Origin of the sequence: Natrinema sp. 74, assembly GCF_046097095.1 — an archaeon.
GTDB lineage: Archaea > Halobacteriota > Halobacteria > Halobacteriales > Natrialbaceae > Natrinema.
The window spans coordinates 2,538,758-2,558,356 of record NZ_CP175698.1; the positions used below are offsets into that span (position 1 = coordinate 2,538,758).

23 protein-coding genes and 1 pseudogene are annotated in these 19,599 nt (G+C 67.7%); 11 read left to right on the forward strand and 13 right to left on the reverse strand.

From position 1 onward, the window contains the following. Positions 1–53 precede the first annotated feature (53 nt). Positions 54–1,132, reverse strand: a pseudogene (locus tag ACJ70B_RS12640) (TSUP family transporter). A 184-nt stretch (positions 1,133–1,316) separates the two neighbouring features. Between ACJ70B_RS12640 and ACJ70B_RS12645 the strand changes: the two are divergent. Continuing rightward, positions 1,317–1,505, forward strand: coding sequence for a hypothetical protein (locus ACJ70B_RS12645; RefSeq protein ID WP_408957349.1), 189 nt, complete (start codon positions 1,317–1,319; stop codon positions 1,503–1,505). Between the two features lie 96 nt (positions 1,506–1,601). Further along, the gene (locus ACJ70B_RS12650; RefSeq protein WP_408957350.1) at positions 1,602–1,775 is read left to right on the forward strand and encodes a hypothetical protein; all 174 of its coding nucleotides are present in this window, start codon (positions 1,602–1,604) and stop codon (positions 1,773–1,775) included. Between the two features lie 114 nt (positions 1,776–1,889). Here ACJ70B_RS12650 and ACJ70B_RS12655 read toward each other — a convergent pair whose 3' ends face one another. The 4 genes from ACJ70B_RS12655 to thiD all read right to left on the reverse strand — a co-directional run bounded on the left by ACJ70B_RS12655 (position 1,890) and on the right by thiD (position 5,332). Beyond that, positions 1,890–2,174 (reverse strand): translation initiation factor eIF-1A, encoded by a 285-nt coding sequence (locus tag ACJ70B_RS12655; RefSeq protein ID WP_408957351.1) that lies wholly within the window; start codon positions 2,172–2,174, stop codon positions 1,890–1,892. 89 nt (positions 2,175–2,263) lie between these two features. Further along, positions 2,264–2,776 (reverse strand): hypothetical protein, encoded by a 513-nt coding sequence (locus ACJ70B_RS12660; RefSeq protein WP_408957352.1) that lies wholly within the window; start codon positions 2,774–2,776, stop codon positions 2,264–2,266. A 223-nt stretch (positions 2,777–2,999) separates the two neighbouring features. Further along, on the reverse strand, positions 3,000–3,974 hold the full coding sequence (locus ACJ70B_RS12665) for an LLM class flavin-dependent oxidoreductase (protein WP_408957353.1): 975 nt from the start codon (positions 3,972–3,974) through the stop codon (positions 3,000–3,002). Then, complete coding sequence (gene thiD, locus ACJ70B_RS12670; protein WP_408957354.1) at positions 3,971–5,332, reverse strand: bifunctional hydroxymethylpyrimidine kinase/phosphomethylpyrimidine kinase; 1,362 nt, start codon at positions 5,330–5,332, stop codon at positions 3,971–3,973. The genes ACJ70B_RS12665 and thiD overlap by 4 nt, the downstream gene beginning before the upstream one ends. 193 nt (positions 5,333–5,525) lie before the next feature. On the opposite strand from thiD, the gene ACJ70B_RS12675 reads away from it, so the two are divergent. After that, the gene (locus ACJ70B_RS12675; protein ID WP_408957355.1) at positions 5,526–6,293 is read left to right on the forward strand and encodes a hypothetical protein; all 768 of its coding nucleotides are present in this window, start codon (positions 5,526–5,528) and stop codon (positions 6,291–6,293) included. A 9-nt stretch (positions 6,294–6,302) separates the two neighbouring features. Here ACJ70B_RS12675 and ACJ70B_RS12680 read toward each other — a convergent pair whose 3' ends face one another. Next, entirely contained in the window at positions 6,303–7,328 is a 1,026-nt protein-coding gene (locus ACJ70B_RS12680) for an AIR synthase family protein (RefSeq protein WP_408957356.1), read from the reverse strand. Between the two features lie 294 nt (positions 7,329–7,622). Between ACJ70B_RS12680 and ACJ70B_RS12685 the strand changes: the two genes are divergently transcribed. From ACJ70B_RS12685 to ACJ70B_RS12700, 4 genes are all read left to right on the forward strand, one after another. Beyond that, a complete protein-coding gene (locus tag ACJ70B_RS12685; protein ID WP_408957357.1) occupies positions 7,623–8,147 on the forward strand; it encodes a hypothetical protein in 525 nt (174 codons plus the stop codon). 168 nt (positions 8,148–8,315) lie between these two features. Next, entirely contained in the window at positions 8,316–9,419 is a 1,104-nt protein-coding gene (locus tag ACJ70B_RS12690) for a putative sulfate/molybdate transporter (protein WP_408957358.1), read from the forward strand. 155 nt (positions 9,420–9,574) lie between these two features. Further along, positions 9,575–10,054, forward strand: a complete 480-nt coding sequence (locus ACJ70B_RS12695; protein WP_408957359.1) for a hypothetical protein — start codon at positions 9,575–9,577, stop codon at positions 10,052–10,054. A 102-nt stretch (positions 10,055–10,156) separates the two neighbouring features. Then, positions 10,157–11,281: a guanosine monophosphate reductase gene (locus ACJ70B_RS12700; protein WP_408957360.1), complete on the forward strand. Its 1,125-nt coding sequence runs from the start codon at positions 10,157–10,159 to the stop codon at positions 11,279–11,281. 21 nt (positions 11,282–11,302) lie between these two features. Here ACJ70B_RS12700 and ACJ70B_RS12705 read toward each other — a convergent pair whose 3' ends face one another. The 3 genes from ACJ70B_RS12705 to ACJ70B_RS12715 all read right to left on the reverse strand — a co-directional run bounded on the left by ACJ70B_RS12705 (position 11,303) and on the right by ACJ70B_RS12715 (position 13,175). After that, the gene (locus ACJ70B_RS12705; RefSeq protein ID WP_408957361.1) at positions 11,303–11,542 is read right to left on the reverse strand and encodes a hypothetical protein; all 240 of its coding nucleotides are present in this window, start codon (positions 11,540–11,542) and stop codon (positions 11,303–11,305) included. A 150-nt stretch (positions 11,543–11,692) separates the two neighbouring features. Next, a complete protein-coding gene (locus ACJ70B_RS12710) occupies positions 11,693–11,896 on the reverse strand; it encodes a dodecin family protein (protein ID WP_408957362.1) in 204 nt (67 codons plus the stop codon). A 112-nt stretch (positions 11,897–12,008) separates the two neighbouring features. Beyond that, positions 12,009–13,175 carry a low temperature requirement protein A gene (locus ACJ70B_RS12715; protein ID WP_408957363.1) on the reverse strand — a complete coding sequence of 389 codons (1,167 nt, stop codon included), beginning with the start codon at positions 13,173–13,175 and terminating at the stop codon, positions 12,009–12,011. A 133-nt stretch (positions 13,176–13,308) separates the two neighbouring features. On the opposite strand from ACJ70B_RS12715, the gene ACJ70B_RS12720 reads away from it, so the two are divergent. Then, entirely contained in the window at positions 13,309–13,758 is a 450-nt protein-coding gene (locus tag ACJ70B_RS12720; RefSeq protein ID WP_408957364.1) for a universal stress protein, read from the forward strand. Positions 13,759–13,797: 39 nt separating this feature from the next. Here the strand turns inward: ACJ70B_RS12720 and ACJ70B_RS12725 are convergent, their stop codons facing one another. After that, positions 13,798–14,457 carry an SOUL family heme-binding protein gene (locus tag ACJ70B_RS12725; RefSeq protein ID WP_408957365.1) on the reverse strand — a complete coding sequence of 220 codons (660 nt, stop codon included), beginning with the start codon at positions 14,455–14,457 and terminating at the stop codon, positions 13,798–13,800. A 165-nt stretch (positions 14,458–14,622) separates the two neighbouring features. Here ACJ70B_RS12725 and ACJ70B_RS12730 point away from each other — a divergent pair, with 165 nt between their 5' ends. Next, positions 14,623–15,561: an ATP-binding cassette domain-containing protein gene (locus ACJ70B_RS12730; RefSeq protein ID WP_408957366.1), complete on the forward strand. Its 939-nt coding sequence runs from the start codon at positions 14,623–14,625 to the stop codon at positions 15,559–15,561. A 30-nt stretch (positions 15,562–15,591) separates the two neighbouring features. Here ACJ70B_RS12730 and ACJ70B_RS12735 read toward each other — a convergent pair whose 3' ends face one another. Then, positions 15,592–16,797 carry a COG1361 S-layer family protein gene (locus tag ACJ70B_RS12735; protein WP_408957367.1) on the reverse strand — a complete coding sequence of 402 codons (1,206 nt, stop codon included), beginning with the start codon at positions 16,795–16,797 and terminating at the stop codon, positions 15,592–15,594. Between the two features lie 172 nt (positions 16,798–16,969). Here ACJ70B_RS12735 and ACJ70B_RS12740 point away from each other — a divergent pair, with 172 nt between their 5' ends. Then, a complete protein-coding gene (locus tag ACJ70B_RS12740; protein ID WP_408957368.1) occupies positions 16,970–17,770 on the forward strand; it encodes an ABC transporter permease in 801 nt (266 codons plus the stop codon). Positions 17,771–17,804: 34 nt separating this feature from the next. Here the strand turns inward: ACJ70B_RS12740 and ACJ70B_RS12745 are convergent, their stop codons facing one another. Next, complete coding sequence (locus ACJ70B_RS12745) at positions 17,805–18,356, reverse strand: XTP/dITP diphosphatase (protein WP_408957369.1); 552 nt, start codon at positions 18,354–18,356, stop codon at positions 17,805–17,807. 117 nt (positions 18,357–18,473) lie between these two features. On the opposite strand from ACJ70B_RS12745, the gene ACJ70B_RS12750 reads away from it, so the two are divergent. Beyond that, the gene (locus ACJ70B_RS12750; RefSeq protein ID WP_408957370.1) at positions 18,474–18,800 is read left to right on the forward strand and encodes a cupin domain-containing protein; all 327 of its coding nucleotides are present in this window, start codon (positions 18,474–18,476) and stop codon (positions 18,798–18,800) included. A 17-nt stretch (positions 18,801–18,817) separates the two neighbouring features. Here ACJ70B_RS12750 and ACJ70B_RS12755 read toward each other — a convergent pair whose 3' ends face one another. Further along, positions 18,818–19,471, reverse strand: a complete 654-nt coding sequence (locus tag ACJ70B_RS12755; protein ID WP_408957371.1) for a helix-turn-helix domain-containing protein — start codon at positions 19,469–19,471, stop codon at positions 18,818–18,820. Positions 19,472–19,599 lie beyond the last annotated feature (128 nt).

The following is a 19,599-nucleotide window of genomic DNA, read 5'->3' on the forward strand; positions in this document are numbered from 1 at the left end:
CCGGCGCTCAAACGCGGGTTCGAACCGATGGCGAACGCGGGCTCTCTCGGCGCTTAGAACCCGCCGAAAGCCATCAGGAACAGCGCGACGGCGATGATACCGAACAGGCCGCCGACCCCCTTCTTGATCGTCTCGGTGTCCAGCGCCGCCGAAACGTAGGGGGCGATCTGGCCGCCGGTCGCGGCGGCCGGGCAGGTCCAGATAACCATGTTCCACGGCGTCGAGGCCAGGTCCATCGCGTGGCCGCCGGGAATCAGTCCGCCGCCGAACACGTGGACGACCGACGCGAGAATCGCCGTCGAGGCGACGACGATGTGGTTCGTGCCGATGGCGATTCGGACGGGAACGTTCGTTCGCAGCATCGAGATGATTCCTAACTCACCGATCCCGAAGCCGGCCAGCCCCTGGAAGACACCGCCGATGCTGTAGTTGGCGAACCGCTCGAGGTAACCGCCTCGCGAGTACTCGTAGCCGTTCCGTTGCGGTCGGCGCGGGTCACGGTCCCGTTCTCGGCGGTTCGAACGCCGGCGACGCCGGGTTTGGCCGCGTCGTTTGGCAACCCGCCGTCCGCGGCCATCGTCGAGTCGCCCGTCGCGTCCGGCTCCTCGTGTGCGAGATCGGCCTCGAACAACAGATACGCCGCCGTCAGGAGCGCAACTGCAAGCAGCGCGTGGAACACCGGTTCCGGGATCATAAACGAGAGGAACGCGCCGGTGACGACAAACGGAATCCCCCCGAGGACGAGGCTCAGCGCCAGCCGACGGTCGACGAGGCCGTGTTGGATGAACGCGAGCGACGAACTCGAGAGGCCGAAGGACTCGCTAAGGAGCCCGATTTTCACCAGCGTCTCGGGCTCTAAGGGGTACGCGACGAGCGGGAAAATGAAGATGAGGAACGGAACGAACAGCGCGGACCCGCTGATCCCGACGGTGTTGACGATCGTTGCACCGATAACGAAGGGAATGAACAGCCACCAGTACTCGAGCCAGTAACCGGTGCCCGGAGTGGCGGACTCCGTCGGTGCGAACAAGTAAACGCCGACGACGAACGCCAGCGGTGCGAGGAACACGAGGACGTGCTGGTACTTGAGAAAGGTCTTCTGGACACTGGTGGACGATGACGAAGGTGTCATTGAGCCGTGGAGCCAGCGTTGTGAATCAGAGAATAAGAGTATTTCCGTCTTCCGTTGCCTTGGTAACCGTTCATATCGGGTCTGAGGTGGGCAACGGCCGACAACTGTCGAACCGGCCGCATCGTCGTCTCGCGAAATCGGCTCAGTATCAACGTTTATGATCTCCCCTATGCTACATACTAACATGAGTTTTCCAGAGGGGCCCCGGAAGCCGGGTGAACAGTCCGCCACAGACGACAGCGATGCAGTCGATCACTCCCCGACGGACGGACTCATTGCGGCCGTACTCGAGGCGCTTCGAACGCACGTCCGGACGTGGGCGCGTCGCTACGTCGAGATGCGCGTCGACGCGCGTACCGCTCACCAAGAGTAACGACCGCTCGCCGTTTTTGTCACGAGAGAACGTGCTGGTCGAATTGCTACTAACTGTTATCATTACTCATGTTGTACCGTCTCACGGTGGTCGAGGATGCAAGACGTAGCGACGACTGCGGTAACCTGTCCCCACTGCGGGGAGAACGCGACCGTCTCGCTCCCCGCTGAGGGAGCGGACGTGAAAGTGCGGCGATCGGTCGCGGCGTTTGGCGACTACACGACGGTCACGTGCTCGGACGGCCACACCTACTGGGTGTACTTCTGTTAACGCGTTTTTTCGACCTCACGCTCCGGCGCTACTCAAGCGGACGATACATAGCGCTCGCGCTGGTCGGCGTGAGTTCGTGAGAGAAACCTGCGCCTCAGGCCGTAGCCGAAGAAATCAATCGATGTGGCCTTCGCGGCGGAGCTGGTCGGCGTCCTGGCCGGTGTAGCGCCACTCGATGGTGGCCTTCTCGTCCTGCCAGTCCCAGGGCTCGGCGACGACGATGTCGTCTTGCTCGATCCAGGTGCGGTATTTCATGCGACCTGGGATGCGGCCGAGGCGCTCCTCGCCGTCCTCACAGCGGAGGCGGACGTGGTTGCCACCGAGGTGTTCGGTTACGACGGCGAATACTTCATCGTTGTTGGGCATACGGAGGTTCCGTCGCCCGGAATCTTCTGTCACAATCAAACTATGAGCGGCAGACGGTTAAACTATTGGAGACGCACGGTAGCGTATCACTTGATTTTGCGACCGATCGCAGTCGAACCCGCTCAGAGTTCGCGGTCCGAATCGGGGTCCTCGAGGTCCCACAGAAGTTCCGGCAGAAACGCCTCGAGGTTGTCGATCACGCGGCGCTCGCTGACGTCCAACCCCTCGCAGTGATCGTGGGCCGAATCGCGGATATCGACGTGAAGGTCACCGTCCTCGAGGCGGACTCCAAGCGGGAAGACCGAACACCGGGTTGGTTTCCAGTCCTCCTCGAGGTGGAGTGAACAGAGACCGTCGTCCCGCAGGAAGGCACAGGCACAGCCGTCCTCGGCGACGTGGTCGTCGCGGTCTTTCTGCTCGCGCGTGACGAACTTCTCGCCGCGGAACGCCGTCGTGGTCTCGGCGAGGTTCGCTCGCTGGGCTAACTCGAGGAGGTCGTCGCCGTAGAGCAATACGCCGTGATGGCAACACCACGTACAGTCGTCGACGCATTCGAAGGTGAGGTCGGGGTCGAACTCGACGACGACCTCGCGGTCGGGATAGACCTCGACGCGTCGCGGGGCGTCAGCACTCACGTCTCGTGGATGGGGGGTCGTCGTGAAGTGCCTTTCTACCCGGCGAATCGGTTCGGTCCGTCGGTCAGCGGCCACCGACCGACGAGATCGGCAGCGTCGAACGGACTCTCGACCATACGTCGCGATATTGCAGCCGCCGAAAACTAACTGTCGGTCCGCGATCGGTATCGAGTCCCGGATCACCTCTCGGGCGGCCCTCGAGCCGTCCGCGGCGTTCGTCCGATCAGGCGAGCAGTTCGTCGGCCAGGAGCGACAGGCTCTCGTCGCCGTCGTCGGCCGCGTCCGGGACCGCGAGCATGATCTCCTCGATGCCGGCGTCGGCGTAGTCGGCGAGTCGGTCGCGGACCTCGGCCGGCGTTCCGATGGGTGCGGTCTCGACGTACCCCGAGAGGAAGAACTCGCGGGGCTCGCTCGGCTCGCCGGGCAGGAACTCGCTCGTGAACTGCTCGCGTTTCTCCTCGGCCGCTGCGGTCGTCTCGCCGACGAAGACGAACAGTTCGGCCGACTTCCGAATCTCGTCGTACCGCGCCGCACTCTCGCAGTGGTCTCGAAGCACGTCGAGTTTTCCGGCGAAGCCCTCCGGCTCGAGCGTCCCGTAGTTCCAGCCGTCGGCCAGGTCGGCGGTGTAGCGCAGGGTAAACTCCTCGCCACCGCCGCCGATCCAGATCGGCGGGTGTGGGTCCTGTACCGGTTGGGGCTCGCAGAAGGCGTCCTCGAGATCGATATCGAGATGCTCGCCCTCGTGGCTGTAGGTTTCCTCGGTCCACAGCCCCTGCAGAATTTCGACGGTCTCGGCGAGCCGGCGGAGCCGCTCCGCGGGGGGCTCCCGGAACTCGTAGCCGAAGCGGTCGTACTCGTCTGCGTACCAGCCCCCGCCCAGCCCCAGTTCGAGCCGACCGTCGCTGACGCGATCGACGGTGGCTGCCATCTTCGCGAGCAGCGCGGGATGGCGGTAGGACTGACTGGTGACGAGCGTCCCCAGCCGGATCTCGTCGGTCGCCTCGGCGACCGCGCTCAGGGTCGTCCAGCACTCCTGAGTCGCCCGGCGCGGGTCACCGATCCACGACTGGAAGTGGTCCTCGAGCCAGACCGCGTCGTAGCCCAGCGACTCGGCCTCGAGTGCGGTGTCGCGAACCGTTCCGCTATCCGTGCCGTACTGTGGGAGGATGTAGCCGACGTCGAGGTCGGGCTCGCTCATTCGGCCACCTCCGACTCGAGCGCCAGCGTCCGATCGGCGAGGGTCTCCGCGTCCGAGGCGACCAGTTTGACGAGCGCCTCCTTGCCGACCTCGCCGCGGTCGACGACTGCGACGGGGGGCTCGTCCCGATCCGCGAAGGCCTGGCGAGCACCCCATCCCATCGTGCGGCCCTCGGTCTCCCCGACCTCGGTCGGCTGCTCGCCGCGGTTGTACTCCGCGACCGGCCACTCGAGGGCCTCGAGCGCCGCCTCCACGTCCGCGTCGAACCGGCAGTTCACGGCGAATCGCAGGTCGGGGACGAACTCCCGCGCCGAGAGGAGAAAGCGGGCGACGTGGCTCGAGGCCCCGAATCGAACGCCGCGGTTCGGGTGGACCCCCGAGAGGGTGCGGGTGATCCGGCCCTCGACGGCGGCGGTCTCGGCGACGGACTCGGCGTAGGGCGTCGCGCCGACGACGTTCATCCCGACTTCCGGAACGAGCGCCGAGATGTCGGCGTCGACGAACCGGTCGACGACCGCCTGTACCTCCTCGGCGGTCACCTCGCGCGCGGCCTCGTTTCGCAGCGGCGTCATGTGGTTGACCGCGCCGTGGCCCTCGCCCACGTCGTAGTAGTACCGGACCGCGCGCGCGAGGAAGTCGGTCGCGCCGCCGACCGCGGGCTCTAACGCCTCGCCCTTCGCGAGCCGGGCCGCGATCGCCGCGGCGAGCGCACAGCCCGAGCCGTGGGTGGCGTCCGTGCCGACGCGCGGATGCTCGAACGTCCGCACGGTTTCGTCGGTGACGAGCACGTCTCGGACGCGCTCGCCGGGGACGTGGCCGCCCTTGACGAGCACGGCGTCGACGCCCATCTCGAGGATGGCCTCGCCGGCCTCGCGGGCCGTCTCCTCGTCGGTGACGGCGATATTGGTCAACACCTCGGCCTCGTCGGCGTTGGGCGTCGCGACGGTCGCTTCGCCAAGGAGGTCCTCGTAGGCGCGCTCGCCCTCTGGCTCGAGCAGCCGATCGCCGGTGGTCGCGACCATCACTGGGTCGACCACCAGCGGGAAGTCGAACTCGCGAGCGCGGTCCGCGACGGTCTCGATGACCGCGGTCGTCGCGAGCATTCCGGTCTTGGCTGCACCGATATCGAAGTCGTCGGTGACGGCCGCGAGTTGGGCCTCGAGTTCCTCGATCGGGAGGACGTGCGAGGACTCGACGCCGCGGGTGTTCTGGGCGGTGACGGCGGTGATCGCCGACGTGCCGAAGACACCGTGGGCGGCCATCGTCGCGAGGTCGGCCTGGATCCCGGCACCGCCGCCGGAGTCGCTCCCTGCGATCGTCAGTGCGACCGGTCGGCTATCGGGTGCTGGCGTTCGCATGGCAGAGCGTATTCTCCGGTTATACTAAGCGATGATGGTCAGCGAAGCGGTGAATCGGCGCATGCAGCCCATTACGACCGGGACGGCCGCCCGCAAGTCGCTGGTTCGCTGGCGGGGGAGGGTACAGCGATCCGTTCGAGGCCGTTATGTCTGTAATGGACACTATTATCTTCTCTGAAACGAACGGGGGCGCATGAACGACCGATCGCGAACGAGGCGACGCTATGTGGCGGCGCTCGGAGCAGTGAGTGCGACAGCGCTGGCCGGGTGTCAGGGGCAGTCCGACGCGGACGACGCGGGAACCGGTGGGGAAACGAACGGATCGGCCACAACAGCGACCGGGCTCAGCGCCGATGGCATCGAAGACGTGTCGGCCCTCGTCTCGGCGACTCGAAGTGGGTTGGCAAAGCGAGGTTACGCACTCGTCGAAGAGCTGTCATCGACGGGTACCGAGGCAGTCGACATCTCGCGGCGGACACGGAGTAGTCTCGCGGACGAGCGGCAGTTGTCCGTCCTCGATTCGCCCGCCGAGACGAAGCGAGTGTACATCGACGGCGATTCGCAGTACTCCGACCGGGGGAACGGGGAGACGACAGTGAAGCGAGGGCTGGACGGCTCGTTCGAGCGGACCCACACGCCCGACCACCTCTCCAGACAGGTGAGTCTCGGCGGCGTCCTCGAGATCGGAACCTACGTCTCGGCCGGGACGACCACGCGAAACGGCCGAGCGCTTCGACAGTTCGACCTCGAGTCGGTCACGGTTCCGGAGTCAAACGGCGAACTCTCGGCCTCGAGCGGGACGGTGCTCGCCACCGAGGACGGGATCGTCTTCGAGGCCACGCTCTCGCTCGAGGGCAGCGCCGACGGGACGGCGGTCACGCGCGAGCAGTCGGTCACCGTCACCGAACTCGGGACAGTGACGGTCGAACGGCCGTCGTGGGTCGAGGCGGCCGGCCAGTAGCGGCCGTCGTCACGGCCCCGTCCCGTCCGCCAGCGTGGCGTAGGCCGCCCACGACGGATCGATGCGCGGATGCTCGCGTTCCTCGCCGTCGACGAGTACCGATCCCCCGTCGCCGTCGGCTTCGACGCGGCCGATCTCTGCGACCGGCGTGTCGCGGTCCTCGAGCGCCCCGCGCACGTCGTCGACGCCGTCGGGATCGACGGCAATGACGAGCGAGCCGCAACTGGTCGCCGCCCAGGGGTCGATCTCGAGGGCATCACACACCTCGCGGACGCCGGGACGCAGCGGTACGGCCCCCCGGTCGATCGCGAACCGAACGCCCGCGCCGGCGGCCATCTCGGACAGTGCGCCGGCGAGGCCGCCCTCGGTCACGTCGTGCATCGCCGTCACCGGCCCCGCGGCGGCCGCGGTGAGGGCGTCCCGAACGGCGAAGACCTCCTCGAGACGATCCTGTGCGTCGTCGATCACATCGTCGGAGCAGTCGATCCGCTCGCCGAAGAGGGTGCTCAACAGCCCGACCGACTCGACGGCGGGTCCGTTCGTCAGGAGCAGGCGGTCACCGGGGCGGGCCCCATCGGGGCGGACGATGTCGTCGTGGTCGCCGACGCCCATCGCGGTCGCCGCGCCGACCCACGGATACGATGAATCCCCGTAGCGCGCCGTGTGGCCGGTTACGACCGCGACGCCGAGGTCGGTACACTCGTCGTGGATCGTCGACTGGATCGTCGCGAACGCGTCGTCGGTCATTCCTTCGGGGAGCGTAAAACACAGCGAGCAGTGGGAGGGTGCGACGCCGCTGACGGCCACGTCGGCGAGCACGAGATCGAGGGCAAACTGGGCCGCTCGCTCGAGTCCTAGACCGGGCAGGATCGAGAGCGGATCGGTCGCCGTCACGAGCGCCCGGCCGCCGACGTCCAAAACGCCGAAATCGACGCCGTGAGTCGGGCCGATCGCGACGTCGTCTCGGTCGGCACCGAGGTTCGGCGCGACGTGACGGTCGAAGGCCGCGGGGTCGATTTTTCCGAGATCGGTCACGCTCGATCGATTTCGGCCGTTCGCCTTAGCCGTACTGGTCCGACGTGCGACCGTCGCCGACGCGGGTCCGCTCTCGCACTTGGCGAGTGCACCGTCGGCTCGACGGGCCGCCTCGACACGCAACGGCTAGGGATAGTTACTAATGGAGACGGACGTATAGTGGCACGTGCTTATCAATGCGTTTCGAAACGTGCGAAGCGACGATCCTTGGGGGGATCCGGGAGGGAATCGAACGCCGGGGCCGACGCGGAGGCGAACGTCGGTCGGCGGCCGACGTTGGGGGCGGTGGGAACCGTGACTGAGTCCACGACGACCGACGGTGGATCGGTGTTGCCGGACACGATCCAGACGCACCATCCGTTCGGGTTCGCCGTGGCGAACGTCTGTCTGGGCGTGCTCGTCGTCAGCGCCGCCGCGCTCGCGCTCGGCGAGCGCGCACCGGCGGCTCTCAGCGTCGGCGTCATCGGCGTCGTCGCCACCGGAAGCACCGCCGCGGTGATCGCGGCGTTGTCCGAGACCCGCACCGCGATCCGACAGCGCGACAACCTTCGCGACGGGCTCGCCGAGGTGAGCGACCGCGCGGTGCGGCTCGCCGACGGCGACCGCGATGTCTCCTTCGTGACTGACCGAACTGACGAGTTCGATCGACTCGAGGGGGCTCTCGCCTCGATCCGAGAACGGTCCGCGGCGAGCGAGCGGACGGACGCGTCACTCGACGGCGTCGCCGAGACGCGACTGGGCGACGGTGTCGACCGCGCGGTATCGACCGGCGATCCGACCCCGGAGACGACCGACGACGGCGACGCTGCGTCCCTGTAACGTCGCGGTTCGACGACCCGTTGCGGCCGCGAGCCAACGCTCGATGGCAGGCGATCGAACCGCCCGCAGCCGCTCGAGCGTAACTCAATCTGGTTTCAACAGATCCAACAGACAATCGTCAGCAGTTACCGACAAGAGTGAAGTCGATCCTCGAATTAACGGGGGTAGATGGCGTACTCGTTCCGATCGCGGCCCGATGCGGCGCTCGAGTTCTCCGCGAGCGAACTAACGGGTGCGCTAGGCGATTCGGTTACGGTCTTGCCGCTGCTGGTCGCGCTGGCCGCGACGACGACGGTCTCGCTGCCCCACGTTCTCGTCGGATTCGGCGTCTTTCAGATCGTCTGGGGGCTTTATTACGGCCTGCCGCTCTCCGTCGAGCCGATGAAGGCGCTGATCGGCCTAGCGATCGTCGGCACGCTCTCCTACGCCGAACTCGCCGCGGCCGGGCTGCTCGCCGGCGGCGCGTTGCTGGTCGTCGGCCACGTCGGCCTCGTCGGCCGGCTCCAGCAGGTGGTCGGCGAGCCGGTCGTCCGCGGCGTCCAACTCGCAGTCGCCTTGCTCTTGCTCGAGGCGGCCGTCGGCCTCTCGGTCGGGAACCCGCCCGTGGCGGCGGCCGGCCTCGCGGTCGTCGGCCTGCTGGCCGCCGTCGGCTACCGGCAGGGCAGCGTCCTCGTCGTCCTCGGGCTCGGCGGAGTCGCCGCCGTCGCGACGGCCGGGGTGCCGACGCCGGCGATCCCCGAACCGACGCTCTTTCCCGCCGGTTCGCCGGCGTTTTCCGCGGCCGCGCTCGAGGGAGTCGTCGCCCAACTGGGCATGACGGTCGGGAACGCGGCCATCGCGACCGCCCTGCTCTGTGGCGACCTCTACGACCGGGAGGTGTCCGCGGACACGCTCTCACAGAGCATGGGCGTCACCTGCCTCGCGGCGATCCCGATCGGCGGCGTGCCGATGTGTCACGGGAGCGGCGGTCTCGCCGGCAAGTACGCCTTCGGCGCGCGGACCGGCGGCGCGAACGTCCTGCTCGGACTCGGCTACCTTGCACTCGCGTTCGTCGCGACCGGTGCGCTGCTCGCCGCGTTCCCGACGGCCGTCCTCGGCGTCTTGCTCGTCGTCGTCGCACTCGCGCTCGCGACAGCCGCGTTCGAGCCCGTCTCCGACGCTCGGTCGGTCGCGCTCGTCGTCGCCGTCGGCATCGTCGGCCTGGCGGTCAACGTCGGCGTTGCGTTCGTCCTCGGGGCCGGCGCATCGTGGCTCGCCTCACGGCGGATCTAAGCGGCCGGCGACTCGAGTCGGACGACCTTTCAGCCAGGCGGCCCAACCGCTACCGATGACCGCGACCTGGGACGAACTATTCGACCGCGCGGCGGCGTCCGACGGTGACCGCGAGTCGATTCGGGCCGCACTCGAGTCGATCCGGGAGGAAAACGATGGCTGAGCGCGAGGAACCGAATCCGGCCCGTGTCGTTGCCGACGCCGACGTGCTCGCGGCGGACCTGCTCGTCGGCGACGACGCCCGCGAGGCGCTGGACCACGTCCGGCGACACTCCTGGGTCGAACTGGTCGCCAGCGACCCGCTGCTCGCACAGACCGAACGGGTCGTGACTGAACTGGCAGACGCCGAGCTCGCTGCCGACCACCGCGAACGCCTTGAGTCCGAGCGCGTGGCGGTCGACCAGCCCGAGGGTGACCATCCGGCGCTGGCGTCGGCCTACCAGGGTGAGGCGGCGCACCTCTTGTCCTACAACGATCGGCTCCGATCGGCGAAAGCGGGGCTCACGCTCCAGCCCCGCGTGTCCGTCAGTATTCGGCCGCCGGACGCGTTCGCTCGGCTATTCGATCCCGAGAGCCTCTACGAGGCCGTCAAGGGCGGCGCGTATCCGGGGCCAGATCGGGACCCGCGAGCGTAGGTCGGTCTCGAGACACCGCGGCCGCGTCCGCACGCGGGATTCGCACACCGTGAGAGGGTGCCGAGAACCTTATCAGACGGGAGCCCCGAGTGGTGAGGGGTCATGAACGAACTCCGCACCGGACTGAGCTACGGTGACGTCCTTCTCGTCCCGAACCGATCCCCGGTCGACAGCCGCAGCGACGTGGACCTCTCGACGACGTTCACGCCGAGTATCGACCTCGAGACGCCGCTGGTCTCGGCCGCGATGGACACCGTCACCGAGGCCGAGTTGGCGATCGAACTCTCTCGCGCGGGCGGGATCGGCGTCCTCCATCGGTTTCTCACGCCCGAGGAGCAGGCCGCACAGACCGAACGGGTGAACGACGCCGACGAGCGAGTTGCCGCCGCCGTCGGAATCAACGAGGACTACGTCGCCCGCAGTGACGCGCTGGTCGCCGCCGGCATCGACGCGCTTGTAGTCGACGTCGCCCACGGCCACCTCGAGAGCGCGCTCGAGGCCGTCGAGCGGCTCAGTGCGGAGTTTCCGGAGACGGACCTCGTCGCCGGCAACGTCGCGACGCCTTCGGGCGTCGAGGACCTCGCGGCCGCCGGGGCCGACTGCGTGAAGGTCGGCATCGGCCCGGGCTCGCACTGTACGACCCGGAAGGTCGCCGGCGCTGGCGTTCCCCAACTGACCGCGGTCGACGACTGCGCGACGGCGGCCGAGGCCCTCGACGTGACGATCTGTGCCGACGGCGGTATCCGCACCTCCGGCGACGCGGTGAAGGCGCTGATGGCGGGGGCTGACACCGTGATGCTCGGCAGCCTCTTTGCCGGCACCGAGGAAGCGCCGGGTGCGGTGGTCGAGGTTGACGGGACGCGGTACAAGCGCTCACGCGGGATGGCGACCACGACCGCCGCCGAGAAGCGCGACGACAAGGAGGCCGACGTGCGGGCAGACGAGGGTGTCGAGGCGCTGACGCCGTACAAAGGGCCGGTCGCAGACGTCGTCGCGGAGTTCAGCGCCGGCGTCCAGTCGGGGCTCTCCTACTGCGGCGGCCACACGATCCCGGCCGCCCGAAAGCGAGCCGAGTTCATCCGCGTCGCCCCCAGCGCGAAGGAACGCGAGGGGTACCACGCCGATCAGGACTGGGAGGGCGTCAGCGTCGACAGCGAGGCCGTCACCGTCACCGAATCGGACCTCGCCGAGGACCGTGCGAGCGACGCCGCCGAAAGCGACGATTAGCAACGTCATGGGGTGAGCGGATCACTGTTCGAGGTCGGCCTCGAGCGAGAGCCACCAGAGGCGACCACGGCCCTCGATTTCGTGCGTCTCGAGGACGCCGTCGGCGGCCAGTTTGGCGAGTCGGTCGGCCAGCTCGTCGGTCGGAACGCCGTACCCGGCTGCTAGATAGCGCGTGTTCACGACCGGCATCGGGGCGGCCCGTATCGATCTGACGATCGCTTCGGCGGGGAATCGATCGTCGGACGCGGAGTCAGACGGCATAGATGAGCGTACGCGCCGCTCCCGGTTTACTTTGCCCGGCGATCCCGACGGATGCCGGTCGTCCGTCTCCGGCCGCTCGCGCTCTCGCCTTCGCGAGCGCCGCGCTCACCGGAGCCGACAGGACGGCCGCGCCGGCGCGCCTGCTCCCGCTTAGTCCTGTACTGGGAAGGCGATCTCCGTCGTCGCGCGGTACTCGACGATCTCGTCGTCCTCGATCTCCGCCGTCCAGTGGTCGATCTCGACGCCGTGGACGCCTTCGACGGACTGGCTAGCGCGCTCGACCGCCTCTTTCGCCGCCGCTTCCCACGATTCTTCCGAGGTGCCGACCACCTTGATGACTTTGACTGCCGTCATGGCACCCCTCGTACCACTGACGACTCCTTCAAGTCCTTTCACGAACGACCGGACATTCAGTGCCGCCTGAACGCGTGCGTCGCGCCGCCGAGCCATCGGTCCGAAGGGAGCGTTAGTCCTCGAGCACGTCGCGGCGGAGTCCGGACGACACCGTCTCGAGAATTACGAGACCAACGAGCAGCCCAGTAAGAACGGCCAGCGAGGCGAGAGCGGTGATCCCCGTCGCTACGGGGATGAGGGCGACGGCGAGCGCCGCGGTGCCGAGGCGGGCGATGGCGAGACTCCCGGTGTCGTGCAACCGGAAGACGGTGTGCCCGACCAGGTAGAGCGCACTCCCGCCGTAGAGGCCGACGGCGGGGATCGTCTCGAGCGGGGCCGAGACGTGGACGACCGTCACCTCGAGGCCGAACGCGACGAAGAGGATGCCAGTGATGATCGGCAGGTGCAGGTAGGCGTAGGAGTTGCGAGCGAGGACGCCACGCTCGTAGGCCCCGGCGGCGGCGAATCGTTCCTCCGCGGCGACGGAGACGTAGTCGAAGTAGAGCCACGACAGCGCCATCACCAGGACGATACCCAGCACTGCGGCGGCGAGAACGGCAGGTGGAAGCGTCGGCTCGTCGCCGGCGATCCCAAAGCCCATCGCCAGCACCGACTCCCCGAAGGCGATGATGATGATATCCCGATAGCGCTCGACGAAGTGTTCGACGCGGACCTCGAACTTGGCGACGCCGCGGACGTACAACACGCCGTAATCGATCGCGAGACCGACAATCCACAGCGCCGACTGGAGACTGCCGTCTGCGAATCCGGCGGCGAGAAGCAGTGCTGGGCCACCGAGAAAGCCGGGCATGAGTCGTAGGAAGCGCGCTCGCGTTTCGCCGCGGGTGGTGTACACGGAGAGGGCGACGTGAAGTACGCGAACGACGAAGTACGACCCACCGAAGAGAGTCGCAGTCGTGCCGAACGCGTTCGGAACGGCGAGTGCGACGACGAAGATCACCGCGGTCGCGGCCAGGATCACGACCCGCTCGGACAGCACGGTCTCGGCGGGAATCGTATCCATCAACCAGGTGTACGTCACCCAGGCCCACCACAGCGCCGCGATCAGCGCGACCCCGCGGATCACGCCGGCCCACGTGAGGTGGTGGGAGACGAAGGCGGTGACCCGGGTGAACGCGAACACGAACACAAGGTCGAAGAACAGTTCCAGCGGATCGGACGCCTGCGGCTCGCTTTCGCCCCCGTCCCCCGTCGCGGACCCCGAATCGGTCGAGTTCATCGAGGTCCCTAAACCGCGGCGAGGTTTCAAGCCACAGGGGGACTCGAGGCCGCCTCCGCTCGCTGTGGCTCGAGGACCGACGACGGCTCGAGCGACCTCTAGTCATTTGTCCATGGTCGCCGATTAACCGCGTATGCCACAGCGGATCCTCATCGCGTTCGACGAATCGCCACAGGCGACCGCCGCACTCCGCCACGCGCTCTCGACGTACGACGATGCGGCGTTCCACGTCCTCCACGTCAACGATCCACGGGAGTGGTCCGCCGCGGACGGCATCGACGGATTCCTCTACTCCGAGGATGCGTTCGAGCGGTCACAGGAGTCCGCTAACGCGCTACTCGAGGAGGCCGAAGAGATCGCCCGGGAGTACGACGTGACGATCGAGACGGCGACTGAGGTCGGAACGGTGACCGAAACGATCGTCAACCACGCCGAGGAGCACGACATCGACCACATCGTCCTCGGCAGTCACGGCCGCCGTGGCCTCTCGCGGTTCTTGCTCGGCAGCGTCGCCGAGCGCGTCGCCAAGCGGTCGCCCGCGTCGGTGACGATCATCCGGGAGGAAAAGCCAAGCGACGAGTAGGCGTCGCCGATCCCGGCTGCCGACCGATCGGCCGGGTAGCTACTCCACAGCGGTCCGCCGCCGGCCGCCCCAGAGGCGGTCTTCGGGCGTCTCGATGGCGACTTCCACCTCGTTGGTTCGCAGGAACGGCGGCGTCCACGGATCGTTGTACTGCAACAGCACCGGGCTGCCGCTCGGCTCGATCGCTTCCCTCGAGAGGGTCTCGAGCAGGCGGTCGCGCTGCCGGGCGACGCGGTCGTCCGTCGCGTACCACGAGAACCGCCGCACCGCGACCGTTTTCGGCGGTTCGACGACGAGTTGCACCGCGGGATCGGTCGGCGTCGGCGCGGTCGCGGGCGAGTACGTCGACGGGAGGTGAAACGCCATCGTCACGCCGCCCTCGTCGGCCCCCGTCCGGACGGGTGCCGTCATCGAGATCGACTCGCCGCGTGTCGCCACCGGTGCGGTCATCGCGATGGCCTCGCTGCGCGCGTTCGAACCGGAGAGGTACCGAAAGAGCCGCTGAAACGCCGTCCGTCCGTCGTCGGCCGTCGTCTCGACGAGGACGAGTTGCGGATACCGCCGGATCTCGACTCCGTCGAACCGCTCGAGCGGCTCCGAGGGGACGCGTTCTGTCGTCCGATTGACGTAGACGCCCCAGCCGATCCACGCCGCTAACAGGCCGCCGACGCCGAGCAGCAGTCGCCGTCTCCATCGCATACATCTCGGACGACGCCGAGCAGCAAAGTCACGAGGGGTACGTTCACCGAAACGAACCGCTTCCGGCGCTCGGTCGGCTCTCGACGGAGCGAAGACGGGCCGACATCCGCCGCGCCGAGAGCAGCCCCTGACAGGTATACGGCTCGAGCCGTCGTCGTTCCGGCCGTGAACGGCGCTGAAGCACACCCCGTCGCGGTCGACGGCCTGACGAAGTACTACGGGGACGTCCGGGGCGTCGAGGACCTCACGTTCGCCGTCGAGCGCGGGGAAATCTTCGGGTTCCTCGGCCCGAACGGCGCGGGCAAGTCGACGGCGATCCGCGTCCTGCTCGGACTGTTGAAACCGACCGACGGCGAGGCCAGCCTGCTGGGCCGCGACGTCACCGATCGGGAGGAACTGCGCGAACTGAAACGCCACCTCGGCTACCTGCCGAGCGACGTCACCTTCTACGATCGCGTCACCGGCGCGGCGATCCTCGACTACGTCGGCCGACTGCGGGGCGACGAGCGCCGCGCGGAACTCGTCGAGCGGTTTCCCGCGCCCCTCGAGCGGAACGTAAAGACCTACTCGAGCGGGAACAGACAGAAGCTGGCCATCGTCGCGACGTTCATGCACGATCCCGACCTGGCGATCATGGACGAGCCGACTTCGGGGCTGGACCCGCTCGTCCAAAACGAGTTCTACGAACTGCTCGAGGAGCGGCGGGCGCGGGGGCGGACGAACTTCTTCTCCTCGCACGTCCTAAGCGAGGTGCGCCGCGTCTGCGACCGCGTCGGAATCATCAGGAACGGCCGACTGATCGAACTCGACACGGTCGAGAACATCCTCGCCGAGGGCGGGACGATCGTCACCGTGCGGCTGGCCGAGGAGCCGCCGCCGTCGGCGCTCGAGTTCCCAGGGACCGCGCACGTCGAGCGCCGAGACGGGCGCTACCGACTCGTCCTCGCACGGGAGTTCGACGCGCTGATCGACCACCTTCGGGAGTATACGGTGCTCGATCTGGAGGTCCGCGAGGCGTCCATCGAGGACGTGTTCATGCACTTCTACGGCGATAGCGACGCCGAAGACGGCGCGTCCGCGTCGGCCGGCGGAGACGAGACCTGACCGAGATTCGCAAGCGCCCACCGACCCGGGTCAGCGCCGGCGGAGCCACCAGACCGCCGCGAGGATGAGAACCACCGCGACGGCCGCGAAGGGTGCGACGGCGTCGACGTCGGCCTCCTCGTCGGACTCGACGATCGAGACCGGGACCGGAATCGGATCTGCGGTCGTCCGTCGGCCGGTGCCGGTGTCGTAGGAAAGCGCGATCACGGCGCTGGCGGTCGTCTCGATTGCGTCCGTCGACGACTCGAGGGGAAAGTGGACCGTTTCCGACTCGCCGGCCTCGAGCGTCCCGACGTACGCCGTCGGCGACTCGGTCGATAGCGGCGGGCTGACGTTCAACGCGGCGACGACGCCCGTGACCGGCTCGGCGTCGTCGTTCGTGACCTGCACCGCGTAGACTCCCGTTCCGTCGACGGGAATCTCGCCGGTGACGGGTTCGACATCGAGGGAACGGGAGTCCGTGACCGGAATCCCGAGCGCGGTCGGACCGCCGGTCACGACGGTTTCGTCGTCATCGTCGTCATCGTCGTCGAACTCGTCGTCTTCACCGCCGGTCACGCCGTCGCCGTCGGTCACGTTCACGTCATCGTCGGTCTCATCGTCCTCGTCGACCGCGTACTGGACGCTCGCGTACAGCGGATACCGTCCCGGCTCGACCGCTGCCGCGGCGACGTCGACGTCGACGGACTCAGTGTCGCCGGGCCAGATATCCTTGAGATAGATCGACTGGGTCGCCCGTGGCGAGGCCGATCCGAACGACAGCGCACCGGCCGGTGTGCGCAGCGTCACGACGATATCCGTCGCCTGCCGATCGCCGTCGTTCGTCACTTCGAGGACGACCGTCGCGGCGTCGCTCGCCCGAACGGACTGATTGTCCGCCACGGCGACGGTGACGTTGGCCTCGGCCGCCTGTCTGATCGGCTGTATAGCGGCGATGTCGCCCGCACCCGGAGTCGCGGGCGGCTCACCGCCGGTCGGCGCTCGAGGCCCGGCGTCGGCTTCGAGCGGCGACTCGTTAGACGGGGCGCGCTGGCCGGCGCTCTCGCCAGCGGTTGAATTCCGGACGCCGCTCTCGTTTCCGAACGGATCATTCTGCAGCGCCGCGCCCGGAGGGTCGACGATGGTGGAAACCGCCGTGGCGCTGCCGACCATCGACAGCGCGACGAGCACACAGCAGCCGGCGATGACGGCGCGACGCGGCCGCTTCGGACTCGAGCCGCCCGCCTGCCCCGTCATGTCACCGCCGAGACGGGCGAGAACGGCATAAAGTACTGGACTCGTTCCGCCCCCAAATCGCCGGCTTATCGGGCCGTTGCCGGGACAACTGGTAGTTACCCCGAACGGTCTCTCTGGACCGAGATCGACCTATAAGTCGCGAGCCCCCGTCGGACGACAGCGACGGGACTCCATGCTCGAGATTACGTCGTTCGAGGCCGGCCGGCGGCTGCGGGGCTCACTGCTGCTTTCGGGCGCGCTACTCGCGCTGATCGCGCTCACCGTCGGGCTCTTTCCGTCGATTCAGGAGACGGGCGCGGATCTCGACGCCTACCTCGAGTCGCTGCCGCCGGAGGCGACGCGGGCGTTCGTCGGTAACGTGACCACGCTGACGACGATCGAGGGCTACCTAGTCTCGCAGCTCTACCAGTTCGGCTGGGTGTTGCTGCTCGCGATCTACTACGCCTACGCGGCTGCCTCGACGGTCGCCGGGGAAGTCGAACGCGGAACGGTCGGGCTGACGCTGTCACTGCCGGTGACGCGGACGCGGCTCGTCGTCGGCAAGTTCCTGTCGCTCGTTCCGGGAGTCGTCCTCGTCAACGCGATCACCTTCCTCGGCGTCTCCCTCGGCGTCACGTTCGTCGACGAGTCGATCGACACGACCGATCTCTTCGCGGTCCACGCGTACTCGATCGCCTACCTGCTTGCCTGCGCCGGCGTCGGACTGCTGGCCTCGGTCGCATTCGACTCCGTTCGGCGCGCACAGACCGCCGGAGCCGGTGCTGTCTTCGGGCTGTTCCTGTTGGACACGTTCACGTTCGACACCGACTACGAGTGGCTCGGCGATGTCGCCGTCTCCCGATACTTCGACCCTGGCGCGATCCTCGTCGACGGCGAGATCGCGTGGGCCGACCTCGCCGTCCTCCTCGTTGCCGTCGTCGTCCTCGTCGTCGTCAGCAGCGAATACTTCGAGCGACGGGACCTCTCGGGATGATCTGCACAGACCGCTCGCGGTTCGCCGCCGCCACCTACTCGCCGCGCTCGGCGTACCACTCCGCGAACCGCTCGAGCGCCCGTCCCCGGTGGGAGATCGCGTTCTTCTCTTCGGTACTCATCTCGGCCATCGTCTGCCCGTTGTACTCGAAGATGGGATCGTAGCCGAACCCGCCCTCGCCGCGGGGCGCGACGAGCGTCCCGGCGACCGACCCCTCGAACGTCTCCGTCCCGTCCTCGTCCGCGTACGCGAGCGCGGTTCGGAAGTGTGCACGTCGGTTTTCGTCCGTCTCCGCGAGCCGCCAGAGGCGCTCGACGCCGACGGTGTCCTCGACGTACGCCGAGTACGGGCCCGGAAACCCCTCGAGCGCGTCGACGAACAGCCCCGCGTCGTCGACCAGGACCGGCTCGTTGTGTCCCAGTTCCTCGAAGGCCTCGCGGGCACCGTGGGCCGCGATCTCGGAAAGCGAGTCGCTCTGGACCTCGGTGTAGTCGTACTCCACCTGCTCGACGGGCTCGATTCCGGAGAGGTACTCCCGCGCTTCGCGGACCTTCCCCGCGTTGCCGGTGACGAATCGGATGGCCATGTCCGATGGGAGTCCGCGGACGAAAAATAGGCGTCGGTTGCCCGGGTTCGGTCTCGAGGGGACGGCCAGTCACGGGCGACCGAAAGCCCATATAGTATATAAATTTTAACACTACTCATGGACGTTACCGAATGGGACGATCCCGGTCGAATCGACGACCTCGAGGGCGGGCAGCGGCGCGTGCTGGCGGCGACCGACGAGATGATGCTCGTTCACTACGCTCTCGAGGCGGGTGCGGAAGGTGAGCCACACGCTCACGAGGAGGCGACGCAGGCGACGTTCGTCATCGAGGGTGTGCTCGAACTCCACGGCGAGTACTCGCGGACCGTCGAGGCGGGCGATTCCTACGTCGTCCCCGCAGGGACGGTCCACGGCGTGCGAGCCCTCGAACCGTGTCGCGTCATCGACGCGTTCGCGCCGCCGCTCGAGTCGTATACCGACTGACGACCCCACCGCCTGCGCTACAGGTCGAGGCTCTCCATCACCGCCGACTCGGCCTTCCGCAGGTGTTCGGCGGCCGTCCCGGGAGCGCAGTCGAGTTCCGCGGCGACGTCGTCGACGCTCGCCGACCGCGGGACGTCGAAGTAGCCCAACTTGCGAGCGACCCGCAGCGCCTCGCGCTGGCGCGCGGTCAGCGCCCCCACCGCGGCGTCGCTGCCGTCGTACTCGCCGACGCGGTCGACGCTCGTCTCGACCCCCTCGGGCACGGCCTCGAGCGCCCGCCGGAGGTCGTCAGATTCGCCGACGACCGAAAACCGAACCGTCCAGTCAGAGCGATACTCTAGGGGCGGCAGGGCGACGAGGCTTCCGCGCGTGAAGGTCTCGAGCAGACGGTCGTCGACATCTTCGGGCACGTCGCGCACGTAGACGGTGAACGACCGGTCACCGGTCTGCGTAAGTTCGTAGTCGCTCACCCGGCCGGTCCCCTCGAGGGCGGCCTCGTAGACGTCTGGATCGCCGACGACGTGAAAGATGAAGGCGTTGTCGTCGCCGTCGCCGGTGAAGTTCCCGTGGACCAGCCGATAGGCGTCGAACGCGTCGCTGTCGGCGACGAACCGATGCATCGGATGGATCGTCTCCGCATCGTGCCGGAGGGTGAGCCGAACGGTCTTCACGAGCGGTCGTTCCGGTCTACGTATATAAATAGTCTGGCGGCTGTCACGGCACCGACTCGGCCGACCCGTTCGACGCTCGAGTCCGAGATATCGTCACGGTCGACGCTCGAGTCCGAAACGTCGATCGC

Excerpts from the sequence above, each read along its gene's own strand:
- ACJ70B_RS12720 (WP_408957364.1), top strand. The coding sequence starts at position 13,309 with ATGCCACAGCGGATCCTCATCGCGTTCGACGAATCGCCACAGGCGACC.
- ACJ70B_RS12650 (WP_408957350.1), top strand. The coding sequence starts at position 1,602 with ATGCAAGACGTAGCGACGACTGCGGTAACCTGTCCCCACTGCGGGGAG.
- ACJ70B_RS12745 (WP_408957369.1), bottom strand. The coding sequence starts at position 18,356 with ATGGCCATCCGATTCGTCACCGGCAACGCGGGGAAGGTCCGCGAAGCG.
- ACJ70B_RS12665 (WP_408957353.1), bottom strand. The coding sequence starts at position 3,974 with ATGAGCGAGCCCGACCTCGACGTCGGCTACATCCTCCCACAGTACGGC.
- ACJ70B_RS12690 (WP_408957358.1), top strand. The coding sequence starts at position 8,316 with ATGGCGTACTCGTTCCGATCGCGGCCCGATGCGGCGCTCGAGTTCTCC.
- ACJ70B_RS12645 (WP_408957349.1), top strand. The coding sequence starts at position 1,317 with ATGAGTTTTCCAGAGGGGCCCCGGAAGCCGGGTGAACAGTCCGCCACA.
- ACJ70B_RS12695 (WP_408957359.1), top strand. The coding sequence starts at position 9,575 with ATGGCTGAGCGCGAGGAACCGAATCCGGCCCGTGTCGTTGCCGACGCC.
- ACJ70B_RS12675 (WP_408957355.1), top strand. The coding sequence starts at position 5,526 with ATGAACGACCGATCGCGAACGAGGCGACGCTATGTGGCGGCGCTCGGA.
- ACJ70B_RS12725 (WP_408957365.1), bottom strand. The coding sequence starts at position 14,457 with ATGCGATGGAGACGGCGACTGCTGCTCGGCGTCGGCGGCCTGTTAGCG.
- ACJ70B_RS12750 (WP_408957370.1), top strand. The coding sequence starts at position 18,474 with ATGGACGTTACCGAATGGGACGATCCCGGTCGAATCGACGACCTCGAG.
- ACJ70B_RS12735 (WP_408957367.1), bottom strand. The coding sequence starts at position 16,797 with ATGACGGGGCAGGCGGGCGGCTCGAGTCCGAAGCGGCCGCGTCGCGCC.
- ACJ70B_RS12710 (WP_408957362.1), bottom strand. The coding sequence starts at position 11,896 with ATGACGGCAGTCAAAGTCATCAAGGTGGTCGGCACCTCGGAAGAATCG.
- ACJ70B_RS12740 (WP_408957368.1), top strand. The coding sequence starts at position 16,970 with ATGCTCGAGATTACGTCGTTCGAGGCCGGCCGGCGGCTGCGGGGCTCA.
- ACJ70B_RS12705 (WP_408957361.1), bottom strand. The coding sequence starts at position 11,542 with ATGCCGTCTGACTCCGCGTCCGACGATCGATTCCCCGCCGAAGCGATC.
- thiD (WP_408957354.1), bottom strand. The coding sequence starts at position 5,332 with ATGCGAACGCCAGCACCCGATAGCCGACCGGTCGCACTGACGATCGCA.
- ACJ70B_RS12700 (WP_408957360.1), top strand. The coding sequence starts at position 10,157 with ATGAACGAACTCCGCACCGGACTGAGCTACGGTGACGTCCTTCTCGTC.
- ACJ70B_RS12715 (WP_408957363.1), bottom strand. The coding sequence starts at position 13,175 with ATGAACTCGACCGATTCGGGGTCCGCGACGGGGGACGGGGGCGAAAGC.